8 protein-coding genes are annotated in these 8,914 nt (G+C 71.1%); 6 read left to right on the forward strand and 2 right to left on the reverse strand.

The window, feature by feature from the left end; translation table 11 throughout:
- Positions 1 to 665: saccharopine dehydrogenase family protein (locus tag VGD44_RS24435; RefSeq protein WP_331091016.1), on the reverse strand; the 665-nt coding region annotated here is incomplete at its 3' end.
- Between the two features lie 77 nt (positions 666 to 742).
- Here VGD44_RS24435 and VGD44_RS24440 point away from each other — a divergent pair.
- The 6 genes from VGD44_RS24440 (at position 743) to VGD44_RS24465 (ending at position 6,889) form a co-directional block, all read left to right on the forward strand.
- A complete protein-coding gene (locus tag VGD44_RS24440) occupies positions 743 to 1,810 on the forward strand; it encodes a beta-N-acetylglucosaminidase domain-containing protein (RefSeq protein WP_331091018.1) in 1,068 nt (355 codons plus the stop codon).
- Entirely contained in the window at positions 1,807 to 2,745 is a 939-nt protein-coding gene (locus tag VGD44_RS24445; RefSeq protein ID WP_331091020.1) for an aspartyl protease family protein, read from the forward strand. Before VGD44_RS24440 ends, VGD44_RS24445 begins: the two co-directional genes overlap by 4 nt.
- Positions 2,746 to 2,807: 62 nt before the next feature.
- Entirely contained in the window at positions 2,808 to 3,422 is a 615-nt protein-coding gene (locus tag VGD44_RS24450) for a DUF4142 domain-containing protein (RefSeq protein WP_331091021.1), read from the forward strand.
- A gap of 82 nt (positions 3,423 to 3,504) precedes the next feature.
- Positions 3,505 to 4,731, forward strand: a complete 1,227-nt coding sequence (locus VGD44_RS24455; RefSeq protein ID WP_331091023.1) for an MFS transporter — start codon at positions 3,505 to 3,507, stop codon at positions 4,729 to 4,731.
- 80 nt (positions 4,732 to 4,811) lie between these two features.
- Positions 4,812 to 5,846 (forward strand): hypothetical protein, encoded by a 1,035-nt coding sequence (locus tag VGD44_RS24460; protein WP_331091025.1) that lies wholly within the window; start codon positions 4,812 to 4,814, stop codon positions 5,844 to 5,846.
- Positions 5,847 to 5,848: 2 nt separating this feature from the next.
- Entirely contained in the window at positions 5,849 to 6,889 is a 1,041-nt protein-coding gene (locus tag VGD44_RS24465) for a hypothetical protein (protein ID WP_331091027.1), read from the forward strand.
- Positions 6,890 to 7,111: 222 nt separating this feature from the next.
- Here VGD44_RS24465 and VGD44_RS24470 read toward each other — a convergent pair.
- Positions 7,112 to 8,914: copper-translocating P-type ATPase (locus VGD44_RS24470; RefSeq protein ID WP_331091029.1), on the reverse strand; the 1,803-nt coding region annotated here is incomplete at its 5' end.

Raw genomic sequence — 8,914 nt, forward strand, 5'->3', positions numbered from 1 at the left:
GGCTGGGCCGGGCCCTCGAAGCCGGGCGTCAGGCCGAACGGGCTCATCATGATCGCCAGGAGCGAGGGGTCCTTCTGGATCGCCGCCATGGTCGCAGCCCCACTGGCCGCGGTGCCGCCGGACAGGCCACCGCGCATGTTGCGGACCCGGCCCTTCACCCGCGGAACCGGACCGCCCAGCTTCGCCTTCGCCGTCTCCTGGCAGAACCAGACGCCCAGCTCGAACGGGATGGAGTCGAAGCCGCACGAGTGCAGGATCCGCGCACCCGACGCCTTGGCCTCGGCGTCGTGGGCGTCGATCATCCGCCGCATCCAGTTGGGCTCGCCCGACAGGTCCAGGCAGTCGGTCCCGGCCTTGGCGCATGCGGCGACCAGCTCGGAGCCGTAGAGCTGGTACGGCCCCACCGTGGTGATGATCGCCTTGGCCCGCTTCACCATCGCCTCGAGCTGCGCCGGATCGGCCGCGTCGGCCACGACCAGCGGCGTGTTCTTCGGCGCCCCGATCTCGTCGCGCACCTGCTCCAGCTTGGCCTGCGAGCGGCCCGCCATGGCCCACTTCACCTCGCCGCCCACGCCGTAGCGCTGCGCCAGGTGCTCGGCCACCAGGCGGCCGGTGTAGCCGGTGGCGCCATAGACGATCAGGTCGAACTCGGCGTTGGGGTTCATGTGGGCTCCTCCCGCTGTTGCGAACTTCCTGACAAATTTACATCGTTATCGCAACCGGCTCCGGTATGCAGGAGACCATGACACCCGAGCTCGGCATCATCGAGGGCTTCTTCGGCCGGCCCTACACCTGGGAGGAACGGGCCGACATGGTCCGGGCGCTGGCCCCGGCCGGCTACGGCTTCTATCTCTACGCGCCCAAGATCGACGGCCACCTGCGCCGCCGCTGGCGCGAGCCCTATCCCGACGCGACGCTCGAGGCGCTGGCCGGCTTCGCCCAGGCCTGCCGCGACGCCGGCGTCCGGTTCGGCGTGGGCCTCAGCCCCTACGAGCTCTTCCTGAACTTCGACGATGCCGCGAAGGCCGACCTCGCCGCCAAGCTTGCCCAGCTCGACAGCCTGGGCCTCGTCGACCTGGGCGTCTTCTTCGACGACATGAAGGGCGCCCTGCCCGAACTCGCCCCGCGCCAGGTCGAGATCGTCCACTGGATCGCCGAGCGGTCCGCCGCCGACCGGATCATCGCCTGCCCCAGCTACTACACCGACGACCCTGTTCTCGACCGCGTGTTCGGCCAGCGGCCGGCGAACTACCTCGAAGACCTGGGCGCCGGGCTCGATCCCGCGATCGAGCTCATGTGGACCGGCGAGGAGGTCTGCGCCCGCGAGTTCTCGCCCGGTCACCTCGCCCGCGTCGCCGAACAGATGCGCAGGAAGCCGTTCCTCTGGGACAACTATCCGGTGAACGACGGCCCACGCATGAGCCGCCACCTGCACCTGCGCGCCTTCACCGGCCGGCCCGCCGCCATGAGCGCCGAGATCTCGGCGCACGGCATCAACACCGCCTCGCAGGCCGTGCTCTCGCGCATCCCGGCCCTGACGCTCGCCGAGAGCTACCGCGACGGCGACCGCTACCAGTATGTCGCCGCCTTCCGCCGCGCCGCGCGCGAGGTGCTGGGCCCCGACCTCGCCGACGCCGTCGAGCGCACGCTGCTGCTGCTGGAGGACGCCGGCCTCGACGTCATCACCGCCGAGCAGTCCGAGCGCCTCAAGGCCCGCTTCGGCGCCTTCGACCATCCTGCGGCACGCGAAGTGCTGGCCTGGCTGGACGGCGCCTTCGCCATCGGCGCCGAGGAGCTGCAGACCCAGTGATCGGTCGCCGGTCGCTTCTGATCGGGCTGGCGGCCGCGGCCGGCGGGCTGTTCCTGGTCCGTGACCGGCTGCCCTGGCCACCGCTCGCCATCCGCTTCGCCAATGGGCGCGACACGCCCTGGCTGGCGATCCCGCCGGGCGGGCTGATGGAGATCGAGGCCGCGGTGAACGGCCACCTGATCCATGCCGTGGTCGACTCCGGCGCCCAGTTCTCGGCCATCGACCGGACGCTGGCCGAACGCCTCGACCTGCCGCGCACGGTGGCCGCGCCCCTGCTGGCCTATGGCGTTAGCGGCGCGCCGGCGCTGACCCATACGGTCCGCCTGGACCTTGCTGTCCCGGGCCTGGCCGTGCCTGGCCTGCGCGCCGCCGCCCTCGACCTCGCCCCGATCGCCCAGGCCACGGGCCGCGTGTTCCAGTTACTCATCGGCCGCGACGTCCTGAGCCGCCTGGTGGTGGAGGCCGACTTCCCGCGGCGCCGGACGCGCTTCCTCGCCGCCGACGCGTACAGCCCGCCACCGGATGCGCGGACCGTGGCGCTCGAGGTCTCGGGAGCCGGTCCCATGGCCACCGTCCAGGTTGAGAACGCCCCGCCGCTCAAGGTGCTGGTCGACACCGGCGCAGCGGGGGTGCTGGCGCTGTCCGAGAACGCCGCGCAGCAGGCGGGCCTGCTCGCGCCTGGCCGCAAGGTCAGCCGCGCCCACTCAGTCAGCCTCGGCGGCCTCAGCCTCGACCGCCGCGTAACCGCCCGCACCGTCGCGGTCGGCGACCTCGTGCTGCGCAACGTGGACGTCCAGGTCTACCGGCCCGCCGCCAACGCCCCCGCCCCGTCGGGCCTGCTGGGCGCCGGGTTGTTCTCGCGCTTCCGCATGGCGCTGGACCTCGGCGCCGAGCGCCTGCACCTCGTGCCGCCGTCGCCGATGATCATTCGCTAGCGCCGGGAACCTGACCCCAGCAGACCCGTTCGGCTCCCCACAATCCAGTCGGAGAGCAGATCATGAGACGCGCCTTCATCCTTGCCGCAGCCGCCGCAGCCGCTCTCAGCGTGGCCGCCTGCCAGAAGACCGACTCCCAGCCCAGTGCGGCCGATCCGGGCACGGGGAACGACGCCGTCAACGCCGCCCAGGACGCCGCCTCTGCGGCCGTCGGCGCCGCCTCCGCGACCCAGATCTCGACCGAAGACTTCGTCACCAGCGCCGCGATCAGCGACATGTATGAAATCCAGGCCGGCGAGATCGCCCAGAAGAAGGGCCAGTCGGCCGACGTGAAGGCGTTCGGCAAGACGATGGTCACCGACCACACCGCCCTGTCGAAGGAGCTGAAGCCGTTGATTGCGGCCGCGGGCAAGACACCGCCCACGGGCCTCGACGAACGCCGCAAGGGCCTGATCGACAACCTGAATGCGGCCAGCGCAGCCGAGTTCGATCAGGTCTACCTGAAGCAGCAGGAGGCCGCGCACGACGAGGCGCTGAGCCTGATGCGGAACTACGCCGAGAAGGGCGACGACGTGAACCTCAAGGCCGCGGCCTCCAAGGCTGTCCCCAAGGTCCAGGCGCACCTTGACCACGTGAAACAGCTGCAGGCCGCCCCGCCCGCGCCCGCCAAGAAATAGCCTCTTCCCCGCAGCCTTGGGCCGCCCCTGATCGGGCGGCCCGTTTCTTGTCCGGACCCTGGCGCAGGCGTAAGCCCCCTGGGTGACCACCGCACCGAATGAGTCCCCCGACCCGCGCGCAGCGCCGGGCGCCGTCCCGGTCTTGCTGTTGCTCGTCTTCCTGAGCCTGATCGGCTTCGGGGTGGTGATCCCGCTGCTGCCCTTCTTCGCCACCGCCTTCGACGCGCCGCCGTGGCAGGTGGCCTTGCTGTTCGCGACCTATTCGGCCGGCCAGTTCCTGGGCGAGCTGTTCTGGGGCCGCCTGTCGGACCGCATCGGCCGCCGGCCGGTGCTGCTCATCACCATCATCGGCTCGGCCGTGGGCTACGTGGCGCTGGCCTTCTCGCCAGGCATCTGGACCGCAGTCCTGGTCCGCGGCGCGGCCGGCTTTTTCTCCGGCAACATGTCGGCGATCCAGGGCTACATCGTCGACGTCTCGCCGCCGCACAAGCTCGCCGGCCGGCTGGGCCTGATCGGCTCGGCGTTCGGCGTGGGCTTCGTGGTCGGACCGGCCCTGGGCGGCCTCCTGGCGCAGCCGGAACTTGGTGCGGCGGGCTTCCGCCCACCGCTCCTCGTGGCCGCCGGCCTCTGCGTCCTGGCGACCGTCGGCATCCTGATCTTCGTGAAGGAGAGCCGCCGTCCCGGCGGGGCCGCGGCCAGGGCCCGCAACCCGCTGGCGGCCCTGGGCGAGGCGCTGCGCCATCCCATCCTCAGCCGCGCCTTCGGGGTGATCTTCTTCGGCTTCTTCGCCTCCTCGGCGCTGTGGTCGACGCTGGGGCTGTGGCTGGACGACCGCTTCGCCTGGGGTCCGCGCGAGGTGGGTCTACTGATGGCGCTGACCGGTGTCGCCTCTGCGCTCGCCCAGGGCGGCCTCGCCGGCCTCTCGGTCCGCCGACTGGGCGCCACGCCGACGATCATCACCGGCCTGCTCGTGGCCGCCATCTGCTACGCAAGCATGGCGATCGCCCCGGAGGCGTGGATCGGCGCAGCGTTCCTGCTGGCCGGCGTCGTCGGCCACGCCCTCTGGCAGCCGGCCGCCACGGCCATCGTCTCGCGCGCCACCGATCCCGACCGGCAGGGCGCGATCCTGGGCGCGGCCAGCGCCTCGGGCTCGCTCGCCCGGGTGATCGGCCCGACTCTCGCCGGCGCGCTGTTCTCGGGTATCGGCTCCTGGGCGCCGCTGGTTTTCGCGGGCGTCTTCATGCTGCCCGCCGCCTGGCTGGGCTGGCGCGCCGGGCACGCGCTGCGCACCGCGCGCGCCAGGACGTAGAGCCCCCTTCCCCTTTCGCGCAACCGGCCTATCCTGCCTCGCAACGGTCTCGAAGAACCGGTTTGTTGGGAGGCTTCATGATGCTGCGTCCAGGCCTGTTCGCCGTGGCGATTGCGGCGCTCGCCGCGCCCGCTTTCGCCCAGGGCTACAAGGTCCCGCGCACCGCGCTGGGCCAGCCCGACCTGCAGGGCGTGTGGTCGAACGCCACCATCACGCCGCTGACCCGTCCGGCGAAGTTCGGCGACCGGCTGGTGCTGACGCCGCAGGAGGCCGCCGCGATCGAACAGGCCAATCGCGACCAGGTGGCCCGCGCCGACGCGCCCACCCCGCCCGACCTCAAGGTCACCGACCTCAAGAACGCCGACTGCGGCCCCGACGGCATCTCGGGCTTCAACTGCGGCTACAACCAGGGCTGGAAGGACCCGGGCACCAGCGTCATCGACTTCAACGGCGAGAAACGCACGTCCATCCTCACCTCGCCGGCCAACGGCCAGTTCCCGGCGCGCTCCAAGGAGGCGATGGAACGTCGCCGAAGCCGCGGCGGCGGGACCGACGGCCCGGAAGCCCGCGCGCTCGGCGAGCGCTGCATCCTGTCGTTCGGCTCGTCGGCCGGACCGCCGATGCTGCCGCTCATGTACAACAACACCTACCAGATCGTTCAGACCAAGGATGAGGTGCTGATCGAGGTCGAGATGGTGCACGACACCCGCATCGTCCGCCTGAGCGCCAAGCATCATCCGTCCAACCTCAAGACCTGGATGGGCGACTCCATCGGCTGGTGGGAAGGCGACACCCTGGTCATCGAGACCATCAACATGCGGCCCGAGCAGGGCATCTACGGCGGCTCGTCCGAACGCCTGAAGGTCACCGAATGGCTGACGCGGATCGGCCCGAACAAGATCCGCTACAAGTTCACGGTCGACGACCCCGGCTCGTACGCCGCCCCGTTCTCGGGCGAGGTGGCTTTCAACGCTGCCAAGGGGCCGATCTACGAATACGCCTGCCACGAGGGCAACTACGCCATGGAGGGCATCCTGGCCGGCGCCCGCGCGGCGGAGAAGGCGGGCAAGACAACCGAAGCGCGCGGCCCGGCGTCCGACGAAGGGGGGAACTGACCATGCGCCGCTCGACCCTGCTCGCGCTGACTTCGGCGCTCGCCCTCGTCGCCACAGCCGCGGCGGCCCAGGCCTACAAGGCGCCCCGCAACAGTTACGGCCAGCCCGACCTCTCGGGCGTCTGGACCAACGCCACCATCACTCGCCTGGAGCGCGACGCGCGGATGGGCGAGCGGCTCATCCTGACCGACGAGGAAGTCGCGCGCGCCGAGGGCGCCACGGCCCAGCGCAACGAGCGGCTCGCGCAACCGACTGCGGCGGCCACCAAGGTCGACGACCTGCCTGAATGCGGCAGCGGGACCACTGGCCCGGCCTGCGGCTACAACGCCTTCTGGATCGATCCGGGCACCAAGGTGATGCGGCTGAACGGCCAGGGCCGCACCTCGATCATCGTCGACCCGAAGGACGGCCGCCTCCCCCTGACCGCGGCGGCCCAGGCCCGCGCCCAGGCCCGCCAGGGCAACGCCCGCGTCGGCAACTTCGACGGCCCCGAGCGCCGCCCGCTGGGCGAGCGTTGCCTGGTGGGCTTCGGCTCCACCTCGGGCCCGCCCATGCTGCCGGTGCTCTACAACAACCACTACCAGATCGCGCAGTCGAAGGACGAGGTCGCCATCGTCATCGAGATGGTCCACGACACCCGCATCATCCGTCTGAACGGACGGCGCCAGCCGGCCCACATCCGGCCCTGGATGGGCGATTCTGTCGGTCGCTGGGAAGGCGACACCCTGGTCGTCGAGACCGCCAACTTCCGCCCCGACCAGGCCTTTCGCGGCGCCACCGAGAACCTCAAGGTCACCGAGCGCTTCACCCGCGTCGGTCCGAACCAGATTCTCTATCAGTTCGAGCTAGATGATCCCGCCACCTTCACACAGAAGGTGAAGGGGGAGATCGCGCTGAACGCCGCCAAGGGCCCCGTCTACGAGTACGCCTGCCACGAAGGGAACTACGCCCTGCCCGGCATCCTGGCCGGCGCCCGCGAGGAAGAGAAACAGGGCCGCGAACAGGCCGGCAACCGCGGCGCCGTTCGCGAGGAAGGCGAGTAGAAGTTCCTCCCTCGCTTATCGCGGTGGAGGTACTTGCTACCCCACCCGTTTCAGCACCACGTCGCGCAGGCCCGCCCATCAGGCTCAGCAGAAGGCGGTCGGGCTTGCCCGTCTTGTCGCGCCGCCCTTCACGACCCTGCCGTAGAAGCGTCGGCGCATCGAACGCACCTTGGCCGTGGGCGGCTGCTGTATCGCGCGGACCGCGTCCAGCCAGCCGCGACTTCAGATCCGCACGCGCCGGAGCCGCAGGGCGTTGCCGATCACGCTCACGCTCGAGAGCGCCATGGCCGCGGCCGCGATGGCCGGCGAGAGCAGCCAGCCCGTGACGGGATAGAGCAGTCCCGCCGCCACGGGCACGCCGGCGGCGTTGTAGACGAAGGCGAAGAAGAGGTTCTGGCGGATGTTGCGCATCACCGCGCGTGACAGGCGCCGCGCCCGCACCAGCCCCTGCAGGTCACCCTTTAGCAGCGTGACTCCGGCGCTCTCGATGGCGACGTCCGCGCCCGCGCCCATGGCGACGCCTACGTCCGCGGCGGCGAGCGCGGGGGCGTCGTTGACCCCGTCTCCCGCCATCGCGACCCGGCGGCCCTCGCCCCGAAGCTTCTGAACCACCGCGGCCTTGTCCTGCGGCAGGACCTCGGCCTCGACGTCGTCGATGCCCAGGCGCCGGGCTACGGCAAGCGCCGTGGTGCGATTGTCGCCCGTCATCATCACCAACCGCACCCCCTCGGCCTTGAGCGCGCGCACGGCTTCGGGGGTCGTCGCCTTCACGGGGTCGGCGATGGCGAAGATCGCGGCGGCGCGACCCTCCACGCCCAAGAAGATCGCGGTGGCCCCTTCGGCGCGCAGCGCGTCGGCCTCGACGGCCAGCGCGGCGGTGTCGACACCCTTTTCGGCCAGGAACCTGCCCGAGCCCAGCACGACCGACCGCCCCTCGACGCGTCCTTCCACACCCTTGCCGACCGGCGAGTCGAAGGCCTCCGGCTCGGCCAGGGTCAGGCTGCGATCCCTCGCAGCGCGCAGGATGGCGTCGGCCAGCGGGTGCTCGCTGCCCCGCTCGAGGCTGGCGGCCAGGCGCAGCGCCTCGGCCTCGTCGAAGCCCTCCAACGCGCGGATCGCCGTCACGGCGGGACGGCCCTCGGTGAGGGTGCCAGTCTTGTCCACCACGAGCGTGTCGATGGTCTCGAAGCGCTCCAGCGCCTCGGCGTTCTTGATCAGCACGCCCGCGTGCGCGCCGCGGCCCACGCCCACCATGATGGAGATCGGCGTCGCCAGGCCCAGCGCGCACGGGCAGGCAATGATCAACACCGACACGGCCGCCACAAGGCCGAAGCTGAACCGCGGCTCTGGGCCGAAGATCGCCCAAGCTGCGAAGGCCAGCGCCGCCACGCCGATCACCGCCGGCACGAACCATCCCGACACCTGGTCCGCCAACCGTTGGATCGGCGCACGGCTACGCTGGGCCTGCGCCACCATCTGCACGATCTGCGACAGCAGGGTCTCGGCGCCCACCTTCTCGGCGCGCATGACGAACGAGCCGGTCTTGTTGATCGCCCCGCCCACCACCTTGTCGCCGGCCTGCTTGGTGACCGGCATGGACTCGCCGGTGACCATGGACTCGTCGATCGAGACCCGGCCCTCCAGGACTTCGCCGTCCACCGGGACCTTCTCGCCCGGCCGCACGCGCAGCCGGTCGCCTGCCAGGACCAGGTCCAGCGTGACCTCCTCGTCCGAGCCGTCGTCGCGCACGCGCCGCGCGGTCTTCGGCGCCAGGTCCATCAGGGCCCGGATGGCCTCGTTGGCGCCCCCGCGCGCCCGCATCTCGAACCAGTGCCCCAGCAGCACGAACGTGGTGAGCATGGCCGCGGCCTCGTAGAACACCTCACCGCCGCCGGTGACCGTGACGCCCACGCTGTAGACCCAGCCGGCGCCCACAGCCACGGCCACCAACACCATCATGTCGAGGGTGCGGTTCCGCAGCGCGCGGTAGGCGCCGTCGAAGAAGATCCATGCCGAGTAGAAGAC

Origin of the sequence: Phenylobacterium sp. (assembly GCF_036402295.1) — a bacterium.
GTDB lineage: Bacteria > Pseudomonadota > Alphaproteobacteria > Caulobacterales > Caulobacteraceae > Phenylobacterium.

What these genes read in the sequence shown, in the direction of transcription:
- VGD44_RS24440 (WP_331091018.1), top strand. Translation starts at nt 743, where the DNA reads ATGACACCCGAGCTCGGCATCATCGAGGGCTTCTTCGGCCGGCCCTAC.
- VGD44_RS24465 (WP_331091027.1), top strand. Translation starts at nt 5,849, where the DNA reads ATGCGCCGCTCGACCCTGCTCGCGCTGACTTCGGCGCTCGCCCTCGTC.
- VGD44_RS24460 (WP_331091025.1), top strand. Translation starts at nt 4,812, where the DNA reads ATGCTGCGTCCAGGCCTGTTCGCCGTGGCGATTGCGGCGCTCGCCGCG.
- VGD44_RS24450 (WP_331091021.1), top strand. Translation starts at nt 2,808, where the DNA reads ATGAGACGCGCCTTCATCCTTGCCGCAGCCGCCGCAGCCGCTCTCAGC.